The following is a 22,678-nucleotide window of genomic DNA, read 5'->3' as shown; positions in this document are numbered from 1 at the left end:
TTTTGATCTGGGGCGCCCCGTTAACCACGATGGCCGAACGGAGGTGTTGCGCAGTGGGCAATCCGGCATGGATGCCGGATTAGCCGCGCTGGGCCATGGATGGCCCTTCGCGGCGGGCCCACGGAGCAATGCCGGAGTGAGGGCATGCCGAGCCTAGGCGAGGCACCGAGTGGTGGGGCAAGGCGCTTTTGGTTACTTTTGGCGCCCTTTCAAAAGTGACCCGCTGTAAGAGCGGAACCCTAAGCGGCCGTTACCGAGAAAACGGATATACACACTATCGAAGCCCAAAGAAAAATGCCCGCATCTCACAACACGGGCATTTCTCAAAAACAGCGCGCGCCTACTTCACCACCTTAAGACTAGGCCGCCCACTAGGCCGCGGCGGTTCATCATCCGGTGGCGGCAGTTCATCATCCGCTTCGAGCTCATCCTCGCCATCCAACGGCGCTTCCAGCTCAAACACCATACCCTGGCCATTCTCCCGGGCATAAATCCCCAGGATCGAGGCAATAGGCACGTACAGCGTATGCGGCACGCCACCGAAGCGCCCTTCAAAGCTCACGGCATCGTTGTCCATGTGCAGATGGCGCACGGCGGCCGGCGAAACGTTCAGGACAATCTGCCCGTCATTGGCAAAACCCTGCGGCACCTGCACCGACGGGTACTCGGCGTTGACCAGCATGTGCGGGGTGCAGTCATTGTCCACAATCCACTCGTAGAGCGCGCGGACCAGATAAGGTCGACTGGAGTTCATAGCGGCTCCTTAAGCCTCAGCGCATGTCGCGTTCGACACCAGACAGACTCGCCTGGAAAGCCTCACGCGCAAATTGGCGCTCCATATAATCAAGCAGCGGCTTGGCAGGCCGCGGCAGTTCGATACCCAGGATCGGCAATCGCCAGAGTATGGGTAATAGGCAGCAATCCACCAGACTTTGTTCCTCACTGAGAAAGAACGGCTTATCGACGAACAGCGGCGATACGCCCGTCAGGCTTTCACGCAATTCCTTACGCGCCACCACCCGCGCCGGCTCCTTGCTCCGCGAGTCCAGGATCAGGTCCACCAACCCGCACCAGTCCCGCTGGATGCGATGCATCAGCAAGCGACTGTTGGCACGCGCGACAGGGTAAACCGGCAGCAGGGGTGGATGCGGATAACGCTCATCCAGGTATTCCATCACCACAGTCGACTCCCACAATGCCAGATCACGATCGACCAGCGTGGGCAGGCTGCCGTAAGGGTTCACTTCGATCAGTTTTGGCGGCTGACGGCCCGCTTCGACGTAGATGATCTCGGCGCTGACACCTTTCTCTGCCAGTACGATGCGTACCCGGTGGGAATAGTGGTCGGCGGGGTCGGAGTAACAGGCCAACCGATTGGTCACGCCCATGGCGGTCCTCCTCGCTTGTTGAAATTATCGAAAAACGGAAAAACGAGCGCGCCCAGAGGGTGTCTCCCGTAACGCCTGGCCGACCAGGCTCGTTACACTTTCAGAGACGCCCTTGGGCGCGCACGATTAACAGCAACGGCTTACAGCTTTATCAATGTACGTCTTTCCAGTATTCACGCTTGAGCAGGTAAGCGAATACGAAGAAGAACGCCAGGTACAGCAAAACATACGTACCGATGCGCTGATGCTGCAGCTTCACCGGGTTGGCCGAGTAGGCCAGGAAGGTCACCAGGTTCTTGACCTTCTCGTCAAACTGCTCAGGCGTCAAGGCGCCGGTGTTCGGCACGATGGTCAACTGGTCGCAGGCTTCGTGAGTCAAAGCGGTGCCCGTCAGTGGATCGAACTGCTTCTTGCCGTTCTCGACGATCTGCACCTGCTTGCAGCCTACCACCTGGCGACCCTGCAGGCTGGCCAGGACGTTAGGCATGCCGACGTTCGGGAAGACCTTGTTGTTCACGCCCCATGGACGTGCCGGGTCTTCGTAGAACGAACGCAGGTAACCATAGAGCCAATCGGTACCACGCACCCGCGCAACCAGGGTCAGGTCGGGCGGCGCAGCGCCGAACCAGGTCTTGGCGTCCGCAGGCTGCATGCCAACGGTCATGTGATCGCCCAGCTTGGCACCGGTGAACACCAGCTTCTCGAGCATTACCTCATGGGGAATGCCCAGGTCATCGGCTACACGCTCGTAACGCTGGAACTTGGCGCTGTGGCAACCCATGCAATAGTTGGCGAACGTACGCGCGCCGTCCTGCATGGCCGCTTTATCGGAAACGTCGATGTCGACTTTTTCCAGCTCTGGACCACCGTGTTCGGCCGCGAAGGACAAGACAGGCATGGCAGCAAGAATCAGTACAGCAAATAGCTTTTTCATCAGCCAGTCACCCTTTCCGGAACCGGTTTGGTCTTCTCGAGCCTGGTATAGAACGGCATCAGAATGAAGTAGGCGAAGTACAGGAAGGTGCACACCTGCGAAAGCAGCGTACGTTCCGGTGTCGGTGCCAGTACGCCCAACACGCCCAGGATCACGAACGAGATGCAGAACACCACGAGCCAGATCTTGCTCAGCCAGCCTTTGTAGCGCATCGACTTGACCGGACTGCGGTCCAGCCATGGCAGGACGAACAGCACGGCAATGGCCGCGCCCATGGCGATAACGCCCATCAGCTTGTCCGGGATCGCCCGCAGGATTGCGTAGAACGGTGTGAAGTACCAGACCGGGGCAATGTGCTCGGGAGTCTTGAACGCGTTAGCCTGTTCGAAGTTCGGCTTCTCGAGGAAGTAACCGCCCATCTCGGGAAAGAAGAACACGATGGAGCAGAAGATGAACAGGAACACCACCACGCCGACGATGTCTTTCACGGTGTAGTACGGGTGGAAGGCAATGCCATCCAGCGGTACGCCGTTCTCGTCCTTGTGTTTCTTGATGTCAACGCCATCCGGGTTGTTCGAGCCAACTTCGTGCAGCGCCAGGATGTGCAGCACCACCAGGCCGAGGATCACGATCGGCAGGGCGACCACGTGCAGGGCGAAGAAGCGGTTCAGGGTAATGCCGGAGATCAGGTAGTCACCCCTGATCCATTGGGTCAGGTCGTTGCCGATGACCGGGATCGCGCCGAACAGCGAGATGATCACCTGGGCGCCCCAGTAGGACATCTGGCCCCATGGCAGCAGGTAGCCCATGAAGGCTTCGGCCATCAGCGCCAGGTAGATCAACATGCCGAAGACCCACACCAGTTCACGCGGCTTCTGGTACGAACCGTAGAGCAGACCACGGAACATATGCAGGTAGACCACGATGAAGAACGCCGAAGCGCCAGTGGAGTGCAGCAGACGCAGGATCGACCCGTACTCGACATCGCGCATGATGTATTCAACGGAAGCAAACGCCTCCTCCGCCGAAGGGGTGTAGCTCATGGTCAGCCAGACACCGGTGACGATCTGGTTGACCAGAACGAGCAGCGCCAGGGAACCAAAGAAGTAGAAGAAGTTGAAATTTTTCGGAGCGTAATACTTGCTGAGATGGTCTTCCCACATTTTGGTCGCGGGAAAGCGTGCATCAACCCAATCCATTAGTTTGCTCATCACGCTTTCTCCGAGTCGACGCCGATGACAATGATGTCGTCGGTCTCATAGGAATGCGGGGGAACTGGCAGGTTCAGAGGTGCAGGCTGGGATTTGTAGACGCGACCCGCCAGGTCGTAGTGGGAGCCGTGGCAAGGGCAGAAATAGCCACCGACCCAATCCTTGCCCAGATCGGCAGGGGCCACTTCAGGACGGAACGTAGGCGAGCAACCCAGGTGCGTGCAGATCCCGATCAGCAGCAGGATCTGCGGCTTGATCGAGCGCGTTTCAGGATTGACGTATTCCGGTTGGACCGAGTTCTTGGAGGAAGGGTCGGACAACTGGCCCTCGATCTTTTTCAGATTCCCCAGGATTTCCTCTGTACGGCGGACGATGAACACCGGCTGGCCGCGCCATTCAGCAATCATCTGCTGGCCTGGCTCGATCTTGCTGACATTCACTTTCACCGGTGCACCTGCAGCTTTCGCCTTGGCACTGGGAAACCATGACCCCACGAACGGGACCGCAGCCCCCACCGCTCCTGCAGCACCCACCACGGATGTGGCTGCTACCAGGAAGCGACGCCGGCCTGCATTCACGCCGTCATTGCTCATTCAGTCCTCTCCCATCAGCTTTGTGGCCTGTTAGATCAGGCGTCTACTAAGTAAAAATCTGAACTTATAAAAATTTTGCCGAATGGTAATGAAAAGCCCCAATTCTGACAAGGTAATTACCAAGCGGCCAAACCGCCAGGCCTTGTAGTATAGGGGCTCTACGAATGTGGCAAGTTGTCACAGAGCAATTCTTTCGCGCATAAAAAAACGCCCAGCTCCGTGAGGAACTGGGCGCCTTTTGAAAGCGGAAGCGAAATTAACGCTTCGAGTACTGCGGACGCTTACGCGCTTTACGCAGACCGACTTTCTTACGTTCAACTTCACGAGCATCGCGAGTCACGAAGCCGGCTTTGCGCAGGGCGCCACGCAGGGTTTCGTCGTAATCCATCAGGGCGCGAGTGATGCCGTGGCGGATTGCGCCGGCCTGGCCACTTACACCACCACCGATAACGGTGACGTAGATGTCGAATTTTTCGACGGTCTCGGTCAGTTCCAGCGGCTGACGAACTACCATGCGGGCAGTTTCGCGGCCGAAGAAGTTATCCAGGGTGCGGTTGTTGATGGAGATGTTGCCAGTGCCCGGACGCAGGAAAACGCGTGCGGTTGCAGTCTTGCGACGGCCAGTGCCGTAATTTTGAGTCGCCGACATAATGAACTATTCCGTTAAAACTTCAGTTCTTGGGGCTGCTGAGCAGTATGAGGGTGAGCAGCGCCCGCATAAACCTTCAGCTTACGATACATGTCGCGACCCAGCGGGTTCTTAGGCAGCATGCCTTTAACCGCGGTCTCGATCACGCGCTCAGGGGCTTTGGCGATCAGCTTTTCGAAGTTGATCGACTTGATGCCGCCAGGAAAACCGGAGTGGGAGTAGTACATTTTGTCAGTGGTTTTAGCGCCAGTAACACGTACTTGCTCGGCGTTGATCACGACAATGTAGTCGCCGGTGTCAACGTGAGGGGTGTACTCAGGCTTGTGCTTGCCACGCAGACGGCTCGCGATTTCGGTGGCCAGACGACCCAGGGTCTGACCAGCAGCGTCGACGACGAACCAGTCGCGCTGTACTGTTTCCGGTTTAGCAGTAAAAGTTTTCATTCTTTATAGCCTCAGGGGCCGCCCTGTAAATTAGACGGCGGATCTTACTGAATAGTGCGTACTTTGACAAGTCAAAGGCAGCCGGATACAGACGCTTTCGGGGGCTCGGGTCGGCGCGTCCGTTCAACGGCAAGATTCTTCGGCGGCGGCGCATCACTTCCACTGCAGAAAGAGGTGCGCAATTATGCAGATTGCGAAAAATATTTCAACCTGCTTTTATGATTGTTTTGCCCAAGGAGTCACTGATGGACTATCGCCAGCTAGGCCGTACCGATCTGAACGTGAGCGCCCTGTGCCTCGGAACCATGACCTGGGGCGAGCAGAACAGCGAGGCCGAGGCGTTCGCCCAGATCGAACGCGCCAAGAGTGCCGGCATCAATTTCATCGACACCGCCGAGATGTATCCGGTACCGCCGAAAGCCGACACCTACGCCACCACCGAGCGCTACATCGGCAATTATTTCAAAAGCCGCGGCGACCGTGCCGACTGGATCCTGGCCAGCAAGATCGCCGGCCCCGGCAACACCATCGACTACATCCGCGACAAAAACCTCAAGCACAACCGCCGCCACATCGTCGAAGCCGTGGATGCCAGCCTCAAGCGTCTGCAGACCGACTGGATCGACCTGTACCAGTTGCATTGGCCGGAGCGCAGCACCAACTTCTTTGGCCAACTGGGCTACCAGCACAAGGCCGACGAAGACTTCACCCCGCTGGAGGAAACCCTCGAAGCCTTGGACGAACAGGTCCGGGCCGGCAAGATCCGCCACATCGGCCTGTCCAACGAAACGCCGTGGGGCACCATGAAATTCCTCGCCCTGGCCGAGGCCCGTGGCTGGCCGCGCGCCGTGTCGATCCAGAACCCGTACAACCTGCTCAACCGCAGCTTCGAGATCGGCCTGGCAGAAATCGCCATTCGCGAACAGTGCGGCCTGCTGGCCTACTCGCCACTGGCGTTCGGCTTCCTGTCGGGTAAATACGAGGGCGGCGCCCGGCCTGCCAAAGGTCGCCTGACGCTGTACAGCCGCTTCATGCGCTACTTCAACCCGCAATCGGAAGCGGCGTGCAGCCGTTACGTGGCGCTGGCACGTGAACATGGCCTGGACCCGGCGCAGATGGCTTTGGCGTTCGTGACCCAACAGCCGTTCGTGACCAGCAACATCATTGGCGCCACCACGCTGGAACAACTGGACAGCAATATCGCCAGCTTCGACCTGAAACTGTCGAAGGAAGTCCTGGCGGGGATCGAGGCGATCCACAAGGATCATCCGAACCCGGCGCCTTGATCGAGCCCCTTCCTCTGCTGATCATTCCCACGCTCTGCGTGGGAATGCATCCGGTGACGCTCCGCGTCACCAGAGCGGAACGCGGAGCGTCCCTGGCGGCGTTTCCACGCAGAGCGTGGGAACGATCACCTCATCATCAAAGCGACCGCGCAATAATCTCCTTCATGATCTCATTGGTCCCGGCATAGATCCGCTGCACCCGCGCATCCGCCCATGCCCGGGCAATCGGGTACTCCCACATGAAACCGTAGCCGCCATGCAACTGCACGCATTCGTCGAGCACCTTGCATTGCAGGTCGGTGCCCCAGTACTTGGCCATTGCCGCCGTTGGCACGTCGAGCTTGCCCTGCAGGTGCAACTCCAGGCAGCGATCGATGAAGACCCGGCCGATCTGGATCTCGGTGGCCATTTCCGCCAGTTTGAAGCGGGTGTTCTGGAAGTCCGCGATGGACTTACCGAACGCCTTGCGTTCCCGGGTGTAGTCCAGGGTCCATTGCAGGGCCGCTTCGGCCGAGGCCAAGCCGCCGATGGCGACGGTCAGGCGTTCCTGGGGCAGCTCCTGCATCAGATAGGCGAAGCCCATTCCCGCTTGTCCGAGCAGGTTTTCCTTTGGTACGCGAACGTCCTGGAAGAACAATTCCGACGTGTCCTGGGCTTTCATTCCGACCTTCTCCAGGCGCTTGCCCTTCTCGAAGCCGGGCGTGCCCGCCTCCACCAGGAACAGGCTGGTGCCCTTGGCGCCGGCCTTCGGATCGGTCTTGGCGACCACGATCACCAGATCCGCCAGGAAGCCATTGGTGATAAAGGTCTTCGAGCCGTTGATGACGTATTCGTCGCCCTCCAGCACCGCCGTGGTCTTCACGCCTTGCAGGTCGGAACCGGCGCCCGGCTCGGTCATGGCGATGGCTGTGACCATCTCGCCGGACACCAGCTTGGGCAGGTACTTGAGTTTCAGCGCTTCGCTGCCGTAATGCAGGATATAGGGCGCGACAATGTCCGAATGCAGGGAGAAGCCGATCCCAGTCAGCCCCAGGCGCCCGATCTCCTCGATCACCACCGTACTGTAGAGAAAGTCCGCTCCCAGCCCGCCATAGGCCTCCGGGAGATGAGAGCACAACATGCCCGTCTCCCCTGCCTTGTTCCAGAGTTGACGGTCCACGTGCCCCTGTTTTTCCCACTGGCTATGGTATGGCACCGCTTCTTTTTCGAGGAAGGTTCGTACGCTGTCGCGAAACAATTCGTGCTCGGAACTGAACAGGGTTCTAGGGACCATGGTGCACCTTGGGTGATTGTTCGATGTGTTATCCGAGAGAGCCTAAGCCCGCGAGATACGACAGGACACTGGACACATCCGACAAAAAATAAGACGATCCAGCCGTTTGGTGACCACTTTCCCCTATAAAAATAAAGATGAATTATGTCCATGCACGTCTCCACGCCCTTGCGGCGCGTCAGCATCCTGGCAATCGACCGGGTCTTCGCTTTCACCCTCATGCAAGCCAAGGATTTCTTTCACCTGGCCAGCTTGCGCTATGGCAAACAACTAGGCCAAGGCCTGACTCCGGCGTTCGAGATCCGGCTGGTCAGCCCGGACGGCAAGCCGGTCAACAGTTTCAGCGACGTGATCATGCCGGTGGATGGCGGCCTGGAGGATACCGACGTCATTATCCTTCCGGCCTTCTGGGATGACTTCCAGGCCCTGAGCCAGCGCTATCCGCAGATCCTGCCCTGGCTGCGCGAACAACATGCCCGCGGCGCGGTGCTCTGTGGCGAGGCCACTGGGGTGTTCTGGCTGGCCGAGGCCGGGTTGCTCGATGGCAAGGAGGCGACCACTTACTGGCGCTTCTTCAATGCTTTCAAGGAGCGCTTCCCGCAGGTTCACCTGAACCAGGACAAGCACCTGACCGACGCCGACAACCTGTTCTGCGCCGGCGGCACGACCTCGGCCTGCGACCTCTACATCTACCTCATCGAACGCTTCTGCGGCGCCAACATCGCCCAAGCCGTGGCGCGGGACATCCTGTATGAGGTGCAACGCAGTTATTCACCGGGAAGGATCGGCTTCGGCGGGCAGAAACTGCATCAGGACGTGATCATCCTGCAGATCCAGCACTGGCTCGAAGAACACTTCGCCGACAAATTCCGCTTCGAGGACGTCGCCCGGGAGCACGGCATGAGCATCCGCAACTTCATGCGCCGCTTCCAGACCGCCACCGGTGATAAACCGCTGCACTACCTGCAACGCCTGCGCATCGAAACCGCCAAGGGCCTGCTCTCCGGCAGCCGCAAGAGCATCAAGACCATCAGCTATGAAGTCGGCTACGACGACGCGAGCTTCTTCGCCCGCCTGTTCCGGCAGCACACCGACCTGTCGCCGAACCAGTATCGACAGCAGTTTCAGCAGGCGGCGTGAGATTGATCACCAACAACCCCGTGTGGGAGCGAGCCTGCTCGCGATGGCGGTCGGCCTGAGACGGTGATGTCGGATGTACCGACGCCATCGCGAGCAGGCTCGCTCCCACAGGGTCATGCGGTGAATGTGCGATTACACGATTCATAAAAAGGACCTGCAGTGCAGGCCCTTTTTTATTCTTCGAAAATGCTTACGGCTTATGCGCCCGCGATAGGAATTCGTGGGATTGCATTTCCAGCAGGCGGCTCAGGGTTCGCTGGAATTCGAACGTCAGGCGGCCGCCGGTGTAGAGGTCCTTGAGTTCGACTTCGGCCGAGATGATCAGCTTCACGTTACGGTCGTAGAACTCGTCGACCATGTTGATGAAACGACGGGCGATGTCGTCGGTGGTGACGCTCATCTGCTCGACGCCGCTGAGCAGCACGGCGTGGAAGATCTTGCCCAGTTCGATGTAGTCGTTCTGGCTGCGCGGGCCGTCGCACAGTTCACGGAAGTCGAACCAGGCGACGTCGTCGCAGGTACGAATGGCCCGGATCTCGCGGTTCTCGATGATCAGTACGTCGTTTTCAATCGCCTGGGTGCATTCCGGCGTCAGGGCGCGGAAGCTTTTGCGCAGGCTCTCTTCGGCGGCGGCATCCAGGGGAAAGTGGAACAGTTCCGCTTGTTCGAGGTGACGCAGGCGATAGTCCACGCCGCTGTCGACGTTGACGATTTCGGTGTGCTGCTTGATCAGCGCGATGGCCGGCAGGAAGCGCGCGCGTTGCAGACCATCCTTGTACAAGCCGTCCGGGACGATGTTCGAAGTGGCGACCAGGGTCACGCCGTTCTTGAACAGCTCTTCCATCAAGGTGCCGAGGATCATTGCGTCGGTGATGTCGGACACGAAGAACTCATCGAAGCAGATCACCCGGGTTTCATCGGAAAAACGCTTGGCGATGATGGTCAGCGGATTCTTCTCGCCACCCAGGGTCTTCATTTCCTCGTGCACGCGCTTCATGAAGCGGTGGAAGTGCGTCCGGGTCTTTTCCTTGAAGGGCAACGCTTCGAAGAAGGTGTCCACCAGGTAGGTCTTGCCACGGCCAACGCCGCCCCAGAAGTACAGGCCCTTGACGGGCGCATGGTCTTTCTTGCCGAACAGTTTGCCCAACAAGCCCGGCTTGTTGTTCGACGCGGCGACCAGGTCGTCGTACAGGCGCTGCAAATGGCGCACGGCCGTTTCCTGGGCTGCGTCGTGGAAGAACTCCGGGCGTTTCAGATCAGCTTGATATCGTTCTAGGGGCGTCATATTCGTTAGCAAGGCAACAAAAACGGGCCGTCACTGTAGCGACGGCCCAGAGGAATGGCAATCGGCCCTTACTCGGGCCGATAGTCGGATGACGCGCTGGATCAATCCTGGACAGGCGTCAGGGCGACGCGCAATGCCTCGATGGCGGCATCCCGCGCGGTGCTGTCGGCAAAATCCGGGCTGTCAGCCACGCATTCGCCGTCGAGCCAGACGCTGAAACCCAGGTCGGCGCTGCGTACGTCCAATGGCTGGCCGGCTTGCAATTGCTTGGTGACCTGTCCGGCCGTCTTGCCATCGGCAAAGTGACGGGACAACAGCAATTGCTCGCCATCGGCCGCCAGCAGGCGGAAGCGGAAACTGCCGTCGTCTTCGCGGAAGCTGACGAAGCGTGCCGCCTTGGCGGCTTTCTTTTTGCTGCTGGCTGCGACCTGAACCTGGCTGACGAACGAGCGCAGGCCAACGGCCTCGCGCAACTCATTGAGGAACGGCGTCGCCACGGCGCGGGCTTTTTTCGCGCCCAACTGCAGGATGTCTTCGAGGTCCGACGGACGCTCGATGAACTGGTGATAACGCTCGCGCGATTCACCCAGCTCGTTGTCGAGCAACTGGAACAGGCGATTCTTGGCTTCGCCCCAACCCAGGCCTTGCAGCAATTCGCTGCGGAACTCCGCCGACTGGGCGGGCGTGGCGAAGGCCTGGAACAGCGTGAACAGGTGCGAGTTGTCCGGGTCCTTGGCTTCGCCCGGGGCACGGGAGTCGGTGACGATCCGCGAGATCGCGTCCTTCATGTCCTTGGCGCTGCTGAACAACGGGATGGTGTTGTCGTAGCTCTTGGACATCTTGCGGCCATCAAGCCCCGGCAGCGTGGCGACGCTTTCTTCGATCAGTGCCTCGGGCATGGTAAAGAACTCCTTGCCCTGGCCGAACAGGTGATTGAAGCGTTGACCGATGTCGCGGGCCATTTCCACGTGCTGGATCTGGTCGCGACCGACCGGCACCTTGTGGGCGTTGAACATCAGGATGTCGGCGGCCATCAATACCGGGTAGCTGTACAGGCCCATGGTGATGCCGGCGTCCGGGTCTTCGCCGGTCTCGACGTTCTTGTCCACCGAAGCCTTGTAGGCGTGAGCACGGTTGAGCAGGCCCTTGGCGGCGACGCAGGTCAGCAGCCAGGTCAGCTCGGGGATCTCGGGGATGTCGGACTGGCGATAGAAGGTCACGCGGTCCACGTCCAGGCCACCGGCCAGCCAGGTCGCGGCGATTTCCAGGCGCGAGCGCTGGATGCGCAGCGGGTCGTCGCATTTGATCAGGGCGTGGTAATCGGCCAGGAAGTAGAACGAATCAGCGTTGCTGTCGCGGCTGGCGACGATCGCCGGCCGGATGGCGCCGGCGTAGTTGCCCAGGTGCGGGGTGCCGGTGGTGGTGATGCCGGTCAGGATACGGGTACGGGTCGTCATGGGTTATCGCTTGTCAGACTGCTGTCAATTCGAAAGGCGCGGCAGGATCAGATCCTTGAGATCGGTCAGCTTGCCATGAAAAAAGTGTCCGCATTCTGCCACTTTCAGCAGCTCATGGGGACGCTGGAGCGCGTCAGACCATTGGTAGACGAGCTGGGGATCGACGACTTCGTCGGTTTCAGGCTGGATCACGGTCAACTCACCGCCCATTGGCAAGGGCGAGTGTTCGTCCAGGCGCATCACCGCCGGAGCCACCATGAACAGGTGCTTGAGCGCTTGCCCCTGGGCTTCCAGGCGCCCGCCCAGGCTGGCAGCGACGAATCCACCAAAGGAAAAACCGAACAGGGTCAGGGGCAACTGCGGATATTTTTCCGTCAGCCACCGCGCCACGGCTTGCGCGTCATCCACTTCACCGCTGCCCATGTCATGGCTGCCGGCACTGGCGCCGACGCCCCGATAATTGAAACGCAACGTAACCAGGCCAGCATCACGGGCGGTGCGTTGCAGGGTCGACACCACTTTGTTGAGCATGGTCCCGCCCTGCACCGGATTGGGGTGGCAGATCAGTGCCAGGCCACGGGGGGCCTCACTGTCCAGGTACAGGGCTTCCAGTTGGCCGACCGGGCCGTCGATGACTACAGGGGTTTCGCGCATGAGCAAGGAAAGAACTCCGTGACCTCGAATAGGGTCAACTCGTCTAGCTAAAAGTCTGTGCCTGGCATGATTGCGATGTTCTTCGCGGTATACAGCGCAGGTCCGAGCCGTTAACGTAAAGCAAAGCCGTTTATAGAGGAAGGACTCGTGGAACACTCGCTCTTAGTTTGGTTGTTGCCGACTCTTGCCCTGGTTGCCGGTGTCGCCATAGGATTCCTGCTTGCCCGACTGCTGCCCAACGCGGTGCCCAACAGCACGCAACGTCAGCTGGACGACATCCAGGAACGCTTCGACAGTTATCAGAATGAGGTGGTCACTCACTTCAACAGCACCGCCTCCCTGGTGAAAAAACTCACCCAGAGCTACCAGGACGTCCAGGATCATCTGTCCGAGGGCGCCAATCGCCTGGCCCTGGACGAACAGACCCGTCAACGCCTGCTGGCGGCCCTGCACGCCGGCTCAGGCCAAGCGCCACGGGAACGCCTGACCCCGCCAAAAGAGGTCCAGGAACCGCCCCGGGACTACGCGCCAAAGGCCCCCAATTCGCCCGGCATGCTCGATGAGCATTACGGTTTGAAGAAGTAACGCCAGCAACACCTGAAAGCCCGCCCGACCACTTGATCGGGCGGGCTTTTTTTTTGTCCGCAATTTCAGCTCCCACAAAGACCCGGTGGGAGCGAGCCTGCTCGCGATTGCGGTGGCACATCCAGCATCGATGCAAGCTGAACCATCGCTATCGCGAGCAAGCTCGGCTCCCACAGGGGATCGAGGATGGGCATCACCTTCGTGAGCCCCCCTGAACCAGCTCAATAGATCGACGTATAAAAAACGGGGGCCATGTTTCCATGGCCCCCGTTTTGATTTGCTCTCAGGCAATCATGGGTACTGCTGGTAAGTCTGCCCCTGCTGCTGCGGTGGGGCCTGGTATTGCTGGCCGGGGATGGCCTTGAGGTTGACTTCGACGCGACGGTTCTGCGCGCGGCCATTGACGTCGGCGTTGCTGGCTACCGGATTGTCCGGGCCGGCGCCACGGGCGGTCAGGTTGGCGCCGCTCACGCCCTGGGACGTCAGGTAGGTCGCCACGCTCTGCGCACGGCGCTGGGACAGGTCCATGTTGTGCTGGCGGCTGCCGGTGCTGTCGGTATAACCGACGATCTCGATCTGGTTCTGGTTGAACTCCTTGAGAGAGCTGGCCAGGTTGTTCAGCGGCTGGTAGAAGCTCGAAGCGATGTTCGCCGAGTCGGTGGCGAAGGTGATGTTGCCCGGCATGATCAGCTTGATCTGGTCACCCTGGCGCTGCACTTCAACGCCGGTATTGGCCATGCTCGCACGCAGTTTCTTTTCCTGTTGGTCGGCGTAATAGCCATAACCTGCCGCAGAAGCACCGACGACCGCGGCGCCGATCAGCGCACCCTTGCCACGGTTGTCGTGACCGATGGCCGCACCGGCCAATGCGCCCGCCAGGGCACCGAGGCCGCCGTACTTGGCGGTCTTGCTCATGCCGGAAGAATCCGTGGAAGCCTGCCCCTGGTTGTCATAAGGGTTAGGCGATGCGCAGCCGGACAACAGGGCCACAGCAGTAGCGACAACAATCAAGCGACGCGAGGTGAACATGGAATGCTCCTGGTTTCAGTCTGAAGTGCCAGCCCGTAGGCAACCGACTCTGGCTGGCGTTTGAACGCGACATCTGGCAAAAATTCCGTCCCGCTGCGTTTCGCTTGCATACAGCTGTTTTTTCCAAAAAAACCACAGCTCAGGACTTGACCAGCCTACGCCGATAGCAGTCGTCCGGCCCGAGTTTCTTGCCCACCACCGAGCGAACCTCAAGCAGCGCCACCGGCGCGTCGCGCTCCTTGTCCAGCAGCACTGAATGGGCCTCCCCATCATTGAACAGATGCCGCTCGCCCCATTGGCGCATCGAAACCACGATCGGGAACACCTCGCGCCCCTTCTGCGTCAGGGCGTACTCCTTATAGGCGCTGCCGTCCGAGGCGGGCCGGGTTTCGAACACACCCACGTGTACCAGCACTTTGAGGCGCGAGGCGAGGATGTTCCTGGCTAATCCGAGATTTTTCTGGAACTCGCTGAAACGTCGGACCCCGTCGAAGGCGTCCCGGATGATCAATAACGACCAGCGATCACCGATCACCTCCACCGCTCGGGCCACCGGACATTCGTTGTCACCGGGTGAGGCTTCGATCATATGCAACCCTTCTTCAGCTGTTTTGAAAAAACAAGTTGCAGATTAAAACCAGAATCGCTAAAAATCAAAAAACTGGTTTCAAAACAAAACCTGAACACCTCAAAGGAATGTGTCCATGACCGCAGAAGCGAAGGTTGACGAAGTCGTGTCGTTAACGTCCCCAGTGCAGGCCCCCCGGCTGACCCGACCCTTGATGCTGCTGTTTTCCGTGACGTGTGCACTGGCCGTGGCAAACGTGTATTTCGTCCAGCCGCTGCTCGATGCCATCGCCGCCAGCCTGCACGTTGCCCCGCGCCTCATCGGCATGGTGGTGACCGCCACCCAGTTCGGTTATGCGCTGGGCCTGGTGTTCATCGTTGCGTTGGGCGACCGGGTCAACCGCAAGCGCCTGATGATCGGCCAGGCGCTGCTGTCGGCCCTGGCGCTCGCTGTCGCGGGGAGTGCCGGCCAATGGTCGGTGTTGTTGGGGGCGATGATCATGGTGGGGATGATGGCGGTGCTGGTGCAGGTCGTCGTGGCCTGCACCGCCACCCTCGCTTCGCCGCAACAGCGCGGGCAAGCCGTGGGTACGGTCACCAGCGGCGTGGTGCTGGGCATCCTGCTCGCGCGGTTGGTCTCGGGGGGGATCTCGGACCTGGCGGGATGGCGCGCGGTCTATTTTGTCTCGTCCGGGCTGATGCTGGCGCTGAGCATTGTGCTCGTCATCGCGGTGCCTTCAACCCGCCAGTCTTCGCCCGACACCTCATACCCGGCGTTGATCGGGTCGATGTTCAAGTTGTTCGCCACGGAGCGCGTCCTGCGGGTTCGAGGATTGCTGGCGCTGCTGGTTTTCGCTGCGTTCAGCGTCTTATGGACTGCCATGGTGCTGCCCCTCAGCGCGCCGCCCTTGTCGCTGTCCCACACGCAAATCGGCTTGTTCGGCCTGGCGGGCGTGGCCGGCGCCCTGGCCGCTGCAAAGGCCGGACGCTGGGCTGACCGTGGCCGGGGACAACGCACCACCGGCATCGCCCTGGCGTTGTTGACCCTGTCGTGGTTACCCACGGCGTTCGCCCCGGCCTCGTTGTTGGCGTTGATCGTGGGCGTCATTGTCCTCGACTTTGCGGTGCAGGCCGTCCATGTGACCAACCAGAGCCTGATCTTGGCCGCCCGTCCCGATGCGCACAGTCGTTTGGTAGGCGCCTATATGTGTTTCTATTCGGTCGGCAGCGCCGTGGGGGCTGCCGCCGCGACCCAGGTCTATGCGCAATGGGGCTGGGTCGCGGTGTGCCTGCTGGGTGCGCTGATCAGTGCCGCGGCCCTGGCCTGGTGGGCCTGGGCCGAGTTCATCCCTCGGCGAGGCAGCGACTCACGCCCCTGACGATCATTTCCACTTCCCGCCCATCAAGGGTCAGCGGCGGCAGCAGGCGAATGGTCTTGCCCCGGGTGACGTTGATCAGCAGGCCATGATCCCGGGCGGCGCAGAGGGCCAGGTCGCGGACCGGCTGCTTGAGCTCGATACCGATCATCAAGCCCTGGCCGCGGATCGCCAGCACATTGGGGTTGTCCGCCAGTTCGGCCCGCAGCCGACCGAGCAATTGCTCGCCCTGGCGCCGGGCATTAGCCACCAGCCCCTGCTCTTCAATGATCTCCAGCACCGTGCAGCCGACCCGACAGGCCAGCGGATTACCGCCGAACGTGCTGCCATGGCTGCCAGGGGTGAACAGTTCGGCGGCCTTGCCCCGGGCCAGGCAGGCGCCGATAGGCACACCGTTGCCCAGGCCCTTGGCGAGGGTCATGACGTCCGGCACGATGCCCTCGTGCTGGAACGCGAACCATTGGCCGGTACGGCCGATGCCGGTCTGGATTTCGTCGAGCATCAACAGCCAGGCCCGCCGGCTGCACAACTGGCGCAGGGCCTTGAGGTAGCCCGGCGGCGCGATCTGCACCCCGCTTTCGCCCTGGATCGGCTCCACCAGTATCGCGACGATGCGTTCGCCGTGAGCCCGCTGGATGTCCTCCAATGCCGCGAGATCACCGAACGGCACCTTGATGAAGTCCCCGGGCAAGCGGTTGAAACCCAACCGCACCGATGGGCCGTCGCTGGCGGACATCGTGCCCAGGGTGCGCCCGTGAAAGGCATTGTCCATGACCACCACCAAAGGCTGCTCCACGCCCTTGTGCCAGCCATAGAGGCGCGCCAGTTTCAGCGCGGTTTCGTTGGCCTCGGCTCCGGAGTTGTTGAAAAACACCCGCTCCAGCCCGGACAACTGCGTGAGTTTGTGCGCCAACCGTTGCTGCCAATCGATGCTGTACAGGTTGGAAGTGTGCAGCAGCAGGCCGGCCTGCTCACTGATCGCCGCCACCAGCTTCGGATGGGAGTGGCCGACATTGGTCACCGCCACGCCCGCCACCGCATCGAGGTATTCGCGACCGTCCTGATCCCACAGGCGCGTGCCCAAGCCGCGGGTAAAGCTCAGCGCCAAGGGTTGGTAAGTGGACATCAGGCAGGCAGCGGTCATGGCATCAAGCTCCATCGGGTGATTTTTTCCAGTATGGTTAGCCACCGAAGCTGGATAAACGTCGCTTTCCTTCAATCATTTTAAAGCTGGGCTTGATAATGGATCTGTTCCAGGCAATGAGCGTGTACGTAAAGGTCGTAGACACCGGCAGCCTGACAGCGGCCGCGCAGGCGTGCGAGATGTCTACGACCATGGTCGGCAATCATCTGCGGGCACTGGAGCAACGTCTTGGCGTGCGCCTGATCAACCGTACGACCCGTCGCCAGCGCTTGACGGAATTCGGTTCGGCTTACTACCAGCGCTGCCTGGAAGTCCTCGGCCTGGTGGCCGATTCCGAGCGCCTGGCCGAGCAGACCCAAGGCGAGCCCTCCGGCACCCTGCGCATCACCGCACCATTGACCTTCGGCACCGAACGCCTGGCGCCGGCGCTAGCGCAATTCAACCAGCGGTTTCCCCAGGTCAAACTCGACGTGGTGCTGACCAACCAACGCCTGGACCTGCTCGACCATGGGTTCGACGTCGCCATCCGCCTCGGCCATCCCGATCCGAAAATGATCGCCCGGCCCTTGCTGGACTACACCCTCACCATCTGCGCCTCCAAGGCGTACCTGACACGGCGGGGCACGCCGCAAAAACCCGCCGACCTGCAACAGCACGACTGCCTGTCATTCGCCTATTCGGCGGCAGACGAGTGGCGTTTCGCCCAGGAACACTGGCCCATCAACGGTCCGGACGGCGAAATCAAAGTGCCAGTGAACGGTCCCATGCTGATCAACAGCTCCTCGGGCCTGCATCGCGCTGCCCTGGCCGGCATGGGGGTGGTGATGCTGCCTGATGCGCTGGTGGCCCAGGACCTGAAGGATGGGCACCTGGTCGCGCTTCTGCAGGGCTACCAACTGCCCCACCGCCCGATGAGCCTGATGTATGCGCAGGATCGCTACCGTCTGCCGAAGCTGCGCAGCTTTGTCGGGTTTGCGCTGGAGCAATGGGGTAAGCCTCAAGGGGAGGCTGAGTGACGTGTGACTGACCCAACGGGTCCTGGTGCTAGTGACGCACCGCCTCCATCGGCTACTCTTCCACCTCGGACGAGCATTTTGATATCAAGGCTGATTGAGGGGACGATGATGGAGAATGCCTCGAACATGGATACGCTACGGTTCGACCTGTCCGATCTGGACGAAGGCGTGCTGCACACCATTCTGGAACTGGTCAGCGACGGCATCTGGGACTGGAATGCCAATACCGGTTTCGTCTACCGCAACCCCGGCTGGTACACGATGCTGGGCTACCATCCCCACTCCCTCCATAACACCGTACTGACCTGGGAAAATGTGATCCACCCCGAAGACTATCCACGGGTGATGGCGCTATTCGACGACTACCTGGAACAACGATCCTCCGGCTACCGGGCCGAATACCGCTGCCGCATGCACGACGGCAACTGGCTCTGGATCGAGGATCGCGGCTACATCATCGCCCGCAACCCGGACGGTACGGTGGCGCGGATGGTCGGCGCACACCGCAGTATCGACGACAGGAAACGCCTGTTCGAACAACTCGAACGGCGCAACCAGTCATTGGAAGCGGTCATCGAGGAACGCACCCGCGAGCTGTCCCGGGTCAACCAGCAGTTGCAGGTCCAGCTCGATGAAAACCGCAGACTCGCCGAAACCGACGCGCTGACACTGGTTGCCAACCGTTACCGCCTGGAGCAGGCCCTGCCGTTGGCCTGCGAGCGCGCCCAGCGGTTTCGCGAACCGTTGTCCCTGATTGCCATGGACATCGATGACTTCAAGGACATCAATGATCGCTACGGCCACGCTTTCGGCGATGCGGCGCTGGTGCAAGTGGTGCAGAGCGTCAAGCGCTGCGAGCGCGACGGCGACTTGCTGGCGCGCTGGGGCGGCGATGAGTTCATCATGATCTTGCCCAACACGTCCCTCGCCGACGCCCGCCTGATGGCCGAAACCATCCGCCGTGGCTTGTCCGACCTGCTGCCGGTGGGCGACTTCCGGATCACCATGAGTTTCGGTGTGGTGCAGCGCTTCGAAGATGAACAGCAAGCGACGCTGCTGGAACGCGCGGACCAGGCGTTGTATCGCTCCAAGTCGGCGGGCAAGAATGTGATCTGTGAATAAGTCGGCAACGGTTCAAAGCAAAAACGATGCAGCTTTAAGGTACCTGCAGCGGTCATAGCTTGTATCCCTCGTCATCAGGCATTCACCCTTGTCGACTCCATCCACTTCACGCATTTACCTGGGCTGCGCCGGCTGGTCGCTGCCCCGGGAGCAATGGCCAGCCTTTCCCGTCGAAGGGACTCACCTGCAGCGCTACGCTGCTCGATTCTCGGGCGTCGAGATCAACAGCTCGTTCTACCGCCCACATCGTCCTGCCACTTATGCGAAGTGGGCAGACAGCGTCGACAGGGACTTTCGTTTCTCGGTCAAGGTGCCCAAGCAGATCACCCATGAACGGCGCCTGCTCGATTGCGCGGGGCTGGTGGACGAGTTCCTCGGGCAATGCTCGCAGTTGGGCGAAAAGCTCGGCTGCCTGTTGATTCAGTTGCCGCCGTCACTGGCTTTTGATGAGGCCACCGCCGGAGCATTTTTTACCGCGTTGCGTGACCGTTATCAGGGACTTGTAGTGCTCGAACCGCGGCATCCGAGCTGGCTGACGCCGCAGGCACTGACGTTGCTGCAAGCCGAGTGCATCGGCCGTGTCGCCGCCGATCCGTCGCCCCTGCCCGGCGGCGATCAGCCCGCAGGTTGGCCAGGTATCCGTTACTACCGCTTGCACGGGTCCCCGCGAATCTACTACTCCTCTTACGAAGAGGCCTGGCTGGAACGACTGGCCCGGCAATTGAAAGCCGACCCGGACACGCCGACCTGGTGCATCTTCGACAACACCGCCAGTGGCGCCGCGACGGCCGATGCGTTGCGATTGATGGCGCTGTTGGACGACTGAAACCGGCTACCGCCGACAAATGCCCGGCGGCCAACGGTCCGACCGTGACAACACTGCCCGCGTCCAATAGATTAGGCGGCCGGAAAAAGCTCAATGCCTTTCTCGCCTCATCCAGCTAACAGAAGTAGTGAAATTTCAATGTCCGATTCCAACACCGCTGAATCCGTAGCCACCCTGTCGTCCAAAGCGGAATACGAAAACTCCATCAATCTTTCACAGCATCTGCCCCAGGCCAAAAGCATCAGTGAGACGGTCCTCGATGCGTTCCAGTCGAACCGCGAAAGCGACCAGATCCGCGAACTGCGCAACGCCATCCGCCAGGCTCACGATGCATTCGACGATGACAAGGCCTACGAGCTGATGGGCCAGCTCAAACAACTCAAGGACGCCGAAGCCGCCGATTTCGCGGCGCTGGAAGACCTGAGCAGCCGCTTCCCGATCAGTCGCATCCTTTCCAGCTACAAGGACGATCCGGCGTTTCAGGAACTGGTCTACGGCCTGGCCCTGAAGGTGCTGAACCAGACCCACCAGGCCATCAGCAACCCGAGCGGCAGCAAGGGCAAGGCCGCGCGCGCCAAGAAGGACGCCGAAGTGTTTGTCATCAGCAAGGACGGCATCAGCGTCACCCTGCCCTTGCGCACCCCGCGTTCCAAGCCGAACGTCGACCGCGAAGCCTTCGAGTTCCTGGGCTTCAACTTCGTCGGCGAAGGCGATGAAGCCGAGCTGGAGAACGACCTGTTCCTGGACAACGACGGCACCGAACAGCCGGCCACCCGCAAAAGCATCATCACCGCCTTGCAGCAACAGAAAGCCTTCGACGGCTACAGCATCGCCCAGCAATAAACCCTCCATGGCTTCTTGTGGGAGCGAGCTTGCTCGCGATAGTGATGGGTCAGCCTGATGGATGCTGAATGTGATGCCGTCTTCGCGAGCAAGCCCGCTCCCACAGAAAAGCCCCGCGCTTCTGACGAAGGCGGGGCTTTTCTGAATCGTACTGCCGGGTCAGACAGCTCCGAGCCGCTCGACCATGTCTGGAAACTTCTCGACCAGCTTGATCAGCAGAGCCGCCTGGGCGTTGGGCTTGGATTTTTGCCGCTCCCAATTCCTGAGCGTACTCGGGCTGGTCCGGATGCTCTTGGCAAAAACGGCCTGAGACATATGCAACTTGTCGCGCAGGGCCACAATTTCTTGCGCCGACACCTCTGGGGGGGGCAACGCCTCGGTTGATACCTGGCGAAGTGTGAGCTTGCCCTCTCGATGAGCGGCCATCTCCTCAACGCCTTGCATCAACTCGGCAAACAGATCGCGCTTTTTCATAAGGTACCTCGTACTTTCAACTCCACTTCTATGGCGCGCTTGAGCAATTTTTCTTGCTCAGAGGTCAAGTTCTCCAACTCATCCTTGTCATAAATCGCAAACATCCAGAATTGGCCATCACTCATAAGCCAATAGTAGATCACTCGAAGTCCTCCCCGTTTCCCCTTGCCACGACGCTCATCCGCCCAACGCAACTTACGAAATCCCCCCGTACGCGGCATCAGATCGCCCGCTTCGGGATTCAGCAACATATGAGATTGAAGCAATCGATATTCATCGTCCGTCAGATAACGGCCTACGGTAGCGGTAAATGCAGAGGTTTCAAAAAATAGGGTTCGCATGGCCAAACTATAGGCAATCTGCCTATAGTTCAACATCCAACATTCTGTTGCTCCAAGTGACCGATGGAATGCAACCAGGCATCCACCCATGAAAAAGCCCCGCGCTTCTCACGAAGGCGGGGCTTTTTTGTACAGCGTTTGGAGCTTAAGGCGCGTAGGTCAGCAGCAGCTCACTGGGCACTTTGAAGTCCAGGGACATCATGACGCTCAGGGCGGTGATGGTGAAGATCGAGAACACGAACAGCTTGCGTGCCCAGACCGTGTCATCCACTGCCTTGTAGCCGGTCCAGGCCATGTACAGCCAGTACATGCCCATGGCGGCGGCGACGGCGAGGTAGCTCATGCCGGCGTAGCCGCTGAAGGTCAACATCAAGGTCGCCACGAGGAAGGCCAGGATGTAGAGCAGGATGTGCTTCTTGGCGACCCGGATGCCGCGCTTGACCGGCAGCACCGGAATCGAGGCGGCCAGGTAGTCGTTGAAGCGGAAGATCGCGATGGCATAGGAGTGCGGCATCTGCCACAGGCTGAACATCACCAGCAGCGTCAGCGCAGCCATGTCGAAGCTGTTGCTCACCGCGACGTAACCGATCACCGGCGGCATCGCCCCCGACAGGCTGCCCACCAGCGTGCCGTGCACCGACTTGCGCTTGAGATACAGGCTGTAGAGGCCGACGTAGATGACAAAGCCGATCACCGCGAACAACGCCGCCAACGGGTTGGCCACCCGGTACAACAGCGCCACACCGGCCACGCCCAGCACCGTGGCGAAGGCCAGGGCCAGTTGCACCGGGATCAGGCCCTGGACCAGGGCACGATTCTTGGTGCGCTCCATCTTGATGTCGATGTCGCGGTCGATGCAGTTGTTGAACACGCAACCGGACGCCACCACGAGGGAAGTGCCGATCATCGCCGCCAGGAAGATGGCCAGATCGACATGCCCTTTGGAGGCCAGGAAAAAACCGCCTGCCACAGAAAGCACGTTACCGAAAATGATCCCCGGCTTGGTGATTTGGATAAAGTGCTTTAAGGACATCCGGATTTT

The 22,678-nt window shown here is 60.2% G+C and carries 25 protein-coding genes; 8 read left to right on the top strand and 17 right to left on the bottom strand.

Translation table 11 applies throughout. The features are described from left to right. Positions 1-340: 340 nt before the first annotated feature. The 7 genes from J7E36_RS01620 to rplM form a co-directional block, all read right to left on the bottom strand. On the bottom strand, positions 341-754 hold the full coding sequence (locus J7E36_RS01620; RefSeq protein WP_214999225.1) for a ClpXP protease specificity-enhancing factor: 414 nt from the start codon (positions 752-754) through the stop codon (positions 341-343). Positions 755-770: 16 nt separating this feature from the next. Then, positions 771-1,388, bottom strand: coding sequence for a glutathione S-transferase N-terminal domain-containing protein (locus J7E36_RS01615; RefSeq protein ID WP_214999223.1), 618 nt, complete (start codon positions 1,386-1,388; stop codon positions 771-773). A gap of 151 nt (positions 1,389-1,539) precedes the next feature. Then, entirely contained in the window at positions 1,540-2,322 is a 783-nt protein-coding gene (locus tag J7E36_RS01610; protein WP_214999221.1) for a cytochrome c1, read from the bottom strand. Beyond that, positions 2,322-3,533, bottom strand: coding sequence for a cytochrome b (locus J7E36_RS01605; RefSeq protein WP_139644895.1), 1,212 nt, complete (start codon positions 3,531-3,533; stop codon positions 2,322-2,324). Before J7E36_RS01605 ends, J7E36_RS01610 begins: the two co-directional genes overlap by 1 nt. Beyond that, the gene (petA, locus tag J7E36_RS01600; protein WP_214999219.1) at positions 3,533-4,126 is read right to left on the bottom strand and encodes a ubiquinol-cytochrome c reductase iron-sulfur subunit; all 594 of its coding nucleotides are present in this window, start codon (positions 4,124-4,126) and stop codon (positions 3,533-3,535) included. The genes J7E36_RS01605 and petA overlap by 1 nt, the downstream gene beginning before the upstream one ends. 256 nt (positions 4,127-4,382) lie before the next feature. Further along, positions 4,383-4,775: a 30S ribosomal protein S9 gene (rpsI, locus tag J7E36_RS01595; protein WP_003178188.1), complete on the bottom strand. Its 393-nt coding sequence runs from the start codon at positions 4,773-4,775 to the stop codon at positions 4,383-4,385. Between the two features lie 14 nt (positions 4,776-4,789). Continuing rightward, positions 4,790-5,218 carry a 50S ribosomal protein L13 gene (gene rplM, locus J7E36_RS01590; RefSeq protein WP_024781110.1) on the bottom strand — a complete coding sequence of 143 codons (429 nt, stop codon included), beginning with the start codon at positions 5,216-5,218 and terminating at the stop codon, positions 4,790-4,792. A gap of 245 nt (positions 5,219-5,463) precedes the next feature. On the opposite strand from rplM, the gene J7E36_RS01585 reads away from it, so the two are divergent. Continuing rightward, positions 5,464-6,504: an NADP(H)-dependent aldo-keto reductase gene (locus J7E36_RS01585; RefSeq protein WP_214999217.1), complete on the top strand. Its 1,041-nt coding sequence runs from the start codon at positions 5,464-5,466 to the stop codon at positions 6,502-6,504. 136 nt (positions 6,505-6,640) lie between these two features. Here J7E36_RS01585 and J7E36_RS01580 read toward each other — a convergent pair whose 3' ends face one another. Further along, positions 6,641-7,777, bottom strand: coding sequence for an acyl-CoA dehydrogenase family protein (locus tag J7E36_RS01580; protein WP_214999215.1), 1,137 nt, complete (start codon positions 7,775-7,777; stop codon positions 6,641-6,643). A 243-nt stretch (positions 7,778-8,020) separates the two neighbouring features. Between J7E36_RS01580 and J7E36_RS01575 the strand changes: the two genes are divergently transcribed. Beyond that, positions 8,021-8,917, top strand: coding sequence for a GlxA family transcriptional regulator (locus J7E36_RS01575; protein ID WP_214999231.1), 897 nt, complete (start codon positions 8,021-8,023; stop codon positions 8,915-8,917). A 190-nt stretch (positions 8,918-9,107) separates the two neighbouring features. Here the strand turns inward: J7E36_RS01575 and zapE are convergent, their stop codons facing one another. From zapE to J7E36_RS01560, 3 genes are all read right to left on the bottom strand, one after another. Beyond that, positions 9,108-10,202, bottom strand: a complete 1,095-nt coding sequence (gene zapE / locus J7E36_RS01570) for a cell division protein ZapE (protein ID WP_214999213.1) — start codon at positions 10,200-10,202, stop codon at positions 9,108-9,110. 101 nt (positions 10,203-10,303) lie between these two features. After that, positions 10,304-11,659 (bottom strand): tryptophan--tRNA ligase, encoded by a 1,356-nt coding sequence (locus J7E36_RS01565; RefSeq protein WP_214999210.1) that lies wholly within the window; start codon positions 11,657-11,659, stop codon positions 10,304-10,306. 24 nt (positions 11,660-11,683) lie between these two features. Continuing rightward, the gene (locus J7E36_RS01560; RefSeq protein WP_214999208.1) at positions 11,684-12,313 is read right to left on the bottom strand and encodes an alpha/beta hydrolase; all 630 of its coding nucleotides are present in this window, start codon (positions 12,311-12,313) and stop codon (positions 11,684-11,686) included. Between the two features lie 147 nt (positions 12,314-12,460). Here J7E36_RS01560 and J7E36_RS01555 point away from each other — a divergent pair, with 147 nt between their 5' ends. Next, positions 12,461-12,898, top strand: coding sequence for a YhcB family protein (locus J7E36_RS01555; protein WP_214999206.1), 438 nt, complete (start codon positions 12,461-12,463; stop codon positions 12,896-12,898). A 291-nt stretch (positions 12,899-13,189) separates the two neighbouring features. On the opposite strand, the gene J7E36_RS01550 is transcribed toward J7E36_RS01555, so the two are convergent. Together J7E36_RS01550 and J7E36_RS01545 are read right to left on the bottom strand one after the other, a co-directional pair. Beyond that, the gene (locus J7E36_RS01550) at positions 13,190-13,927 is read right to left on the bottom strand and encodes an OmpA family protein (RefSeq protein ID WP_214999204.1); all 738 of its coding nucleotides are present in this window, start codon (positions 13,925-13,927) and stop codon (positions 13,190-13,192) included. Between the two features lie 139 nt (positions 13,928-14,066). Beyond that, positions 14,067-14,516, bottom strand: coding sequence for a winged helix-turn-helix transcriptional regulator (locus tag J7E36_RS01545; protein ID WP_214999202.1), 450 nt, complete (start codon positions 14,514-14,516; stop codon positions 14,067-14,069). A gap of 115 nt (positions 14,517-14,631) precedes the next feature. Here J7E36_RS01545 and J7E36_RS01540 point away from each other — a divergent pair, with 115 nt between their 5' ends. Beyond that, positions 14,632-15,873, top strand: coding sequence for an MFS transporter (locus J7E36_RS01540; protein WP_214999200.1), 1,242 nt, complete (start codon positions 14,632-14,634; stop codon positions 15,871-15,873). Here J7E36_RS01540 and J7E36_RS01535 read toward each other — a convergent pair. Beyond that, positions 15,839-17,014, bottom strand: coding sequence for an aspartate aminotransferase family protein (locus J7E36_RS01535; protein WP_214999198.1), 1,176 nt, complete (start codon positions 17,012-17,014; stop codon positions 15,839-15,841). The two genes, J7E36_RS01540 and J7E36_RS01535, sit on opposite strands and share 35 nt — an antisense overlap. A gap of 98 nt (positions 17,015-17,112) precedes the next feature. On the opposite strand from J7E36_RS01535, the gene J7E36_RS01530 reads away from it, so the two are divergent. From J7E36_RS01530 to J7E36_RS01515, 4 genes are all read left to right on the top strand, one after another. After that, positions 17,113-18,030, top strand: a complete 918-nt coding sequence (locus J7E36_RS01530; protein ID WP_214999197.1) for a LysR family transcriptional regulator — start codon at positions 17,113-17,115, stop codon at positions 18,028-18,030. A gap of 108 nt (positions 18,031-18,138) precedes the next feature. Further along, a complete protein-coding gene (locus tag J7E36_RS01525; RefSeq protein WP_214999229.1) occupies positions 18,139-19,152 on the top strand; it encodes a sensor domain-containing diguanylate cyclase in 1,014 nt (337 codons plus the stop codon). Between the two features lie 88 nt (positions 19,153-19,240). Continuing rightward, positions 19,241-19,978, top strand: a complete 738-nt coding sequence (locus J7E36_RS01520; RefSeq protein ID WP_214999196.1) for a DUF72 domain-containing protein — start codon at positions 19,241-19,243, stop codon at positions 19,976-19,978. Between the two features lie 138 nt (positions 19,979-20,116). Next, on the top strand, positions 20,117-20,821 hold the full coding sequence (locus J7E36_RS01515) for a hypothetical protein (RefSeq protein WP_214999195.1): 705 nt from the start codon (positions 20,117-20,119) through the stop codon (positions 20,819-20,821). 159 nt (positions 20,822-20,980) lie between these two features. On the opposite strand, the gene J7E36_RS01510 is transcribed toward J7E36_RS01515, so the two are convergent. The 3 genes from J7E36_RS01510 to cyoE all read right to left on the bottom strand — a co-directional run bounded on the left by J7E36_RS01510 (position 20,981) and on the right by cyoE (position 22,669). Beyond that, the gene (locus J7E36_RS01510) at positions 20,981-21,295 is read right to left on the bottom strand and encodes a helix-turn-helix domain-containing protein (RefSeq protein ID WP_214999194.1); all 315 of its coding nucleotides are present in this window, start codon (positions 21,293-21,295) and stop codon (positions 20,981-20,983) included. Continuing rightward, a complete protein-coding gene (locus J7E36_RS01505) occupies positions 21,292-21,636 on the bottom strand; it encodes a toxin (RefSeq protein WP_214999227.1) in 345 nt (114 codons plus the stop codon). The genes J7E36_RS01510 and J7E36_RS01505 overlap by 4 nt, the downstream gene beginning before the upstream one ends. 145 nt (positions 21,637-21,781) lie before the next feature. Beyond that, a complete protein-coding gene (cyoE, locus tag J7E36_RS01500; RefSeq protein WP_025211928.1) occupies positions 21,782-22,669 on the bottom strand; it encodes a heme o synthase in 888 nt (295 codons plus the stop codon). Positions 22,670-22,678: the final 9 nt, after the last annotated feature.

Source organism: Pseudomonas fluorescens (assembly GCF_018614775.1).
Classification (GTDB): Bacteria; Pseudomonadota; Gammaproteobacteria; order Pseudomonadales; family Pseudomonadaceae; genus Aquipseudomonas; species Aquipseudomonas fluorescens_BY.
This window is presented reverse-complemented; position numbering and strand designations above follow the sequence as displayed.

Coding starts and splice junctions, on each gene's coding strand:
- J7E36_RS01610 (WP_214999221.1), bottom strand. CDS start 2,322: ATGAAAAAGCTATTTGCTGTACTGATTCTTGCTGCCATGCCTGTCTTG.
- J7E36_RS01530 (WP_214999197.1), top strand. CDS start 17,113: ATGGATCTGTTCCAGGCAATGAGCGTGTACGTAAAGGTCGTAGACACC.
- J7E36_RS01535 (WP_214999198.1), bottom strand. CDS start 17,014: ATGACCGCTGCCTGCCTGATGTCCACTTACCAACCCTTGGCGCTGAGC.
- J7E36_RS01605 (WP_139644895.1), bottom strand. CDS start 3,533: ATGAGCAAACTAATGGATTGGGTTGATGCACGCTTTCCCGCGACCAAA.
- J7E36_RS01615 (WP_214999223.1), bottom strand. CDS start 1,388: ATGGGCGTGACCAATCGGTTGGCCTGTTACTCCGACCCCGCCGACCAC.
- J7E36_RS01510 (WP_214999194.1), bottom strand. CDS start 21,295: ATGAAAAAGCGCGATCTGTTTGCCGAGTTGATGCAAGGCGTTGAGGAG.
- J7E36_RS01620 (WP_214999225.1), bottom strand. CDS start 754: ATGAACTCCAGTCGACCTTATCTGGTCCGCGCGCTCTACGAGTGGATT.
- J7E36_RS01525 (WP_214999229.1), top strand. CDS start 18,139: ATGGAGAATGCCTCGAACATGGATACGCTACGGTTCGACCTGTCCGAT.
- J7E36_RS01515 (WP_214999195.1), top strand. CDS start 20,117: ATGTCCGATTCCAACACCGCTGAATCCGTAGCCACCCTGTCGTCCAAA.
- petA (WP_214999219.1), bottom strand. CDS start 4,126: ATGAGCAATGACGGCGTGAATGCAGGCCGGCGTCGCTTCCTGGTAGCA.
- J7E36_RS01550 (WP_214999204.1), bottom strand. CDS start 13,927: ATGTTCACCTCGCGTCGCTTGATTGTTGTCGCTACTGCTGTGGCCCTG.
- J7E36_RS01560 (WP_214999208.1), bottom strand. CDS start 12,313: ATGCGCGAAACCCCTGTAGTCATCGACGGCCCGGTCGGCCAACTGGAA.
- rpsI (WP_003178188.1), bottom strand. CDS start 4,775: ATGTCGGCGACTCAAAATTACGGCACTGGCCGTCGCAAGACTGCAACC.
- J7E36_RS01505 (WP_214999227.1), bottom strand. CDS start 21,636: ATGCGAACCCTATTTTTTGAAACCTCTGCATTTACCGCTACCGTAGGC.
- zapE (WP_214999213.1), bottom strand. CDS start 10,202: ATGACGCCCCTAGAACGATATCAAGCTGATCTGAAACGCCCGGAGTTC.
- J7E36_RS01585 (WP_214999217.1), top strand. CDS start 5,464: ATGGACTATCGCCAGCTAGGCCGTACCGATCTGAACGTGAGCGCCCTG.
- J7E36_RS01580 (WP_214999215.1), bottom strand. CDS start 7,777: ATGGTCCCTAGAACCCTGTTCAGTTCCGAGCACGAATTGTTTCGCGAC.
- cyoE (WP_025211928.1), bottom strand. CDS start 22,669: ATGTCCTTAAAGCACTTTATCCAAATCACCAAGCCGGGGATCATTTTC.
- rplM (WP_024781110.1), bottom strand. CDS start 5,218: ATGAAAACTTTTACTGCTAAACCGGAAACAGTACAGCGCGACTGGTTC.
- J7E36_RS01565 (WP_214999210.1), bottom strand. CDS start 11,659: ATGACGACCCGTACCCGTATCCTGACCGGCATCACCACCACCGGCACC.
- J7E36_RS01540 (WP_214999200.1), top strand. CDS start 14,632: ATGACCGCAGAAGCGAAGGTTGACGAAGTCGTGTCGTTAACGTCCCCA.
- J7E36_RS01545 (WP_214999202.1), bottom strand. CDS start 14,516: ATGATCGAAGCCTCACCCGGTGACAACGAATGTCCGGTGGCCCGAGCG.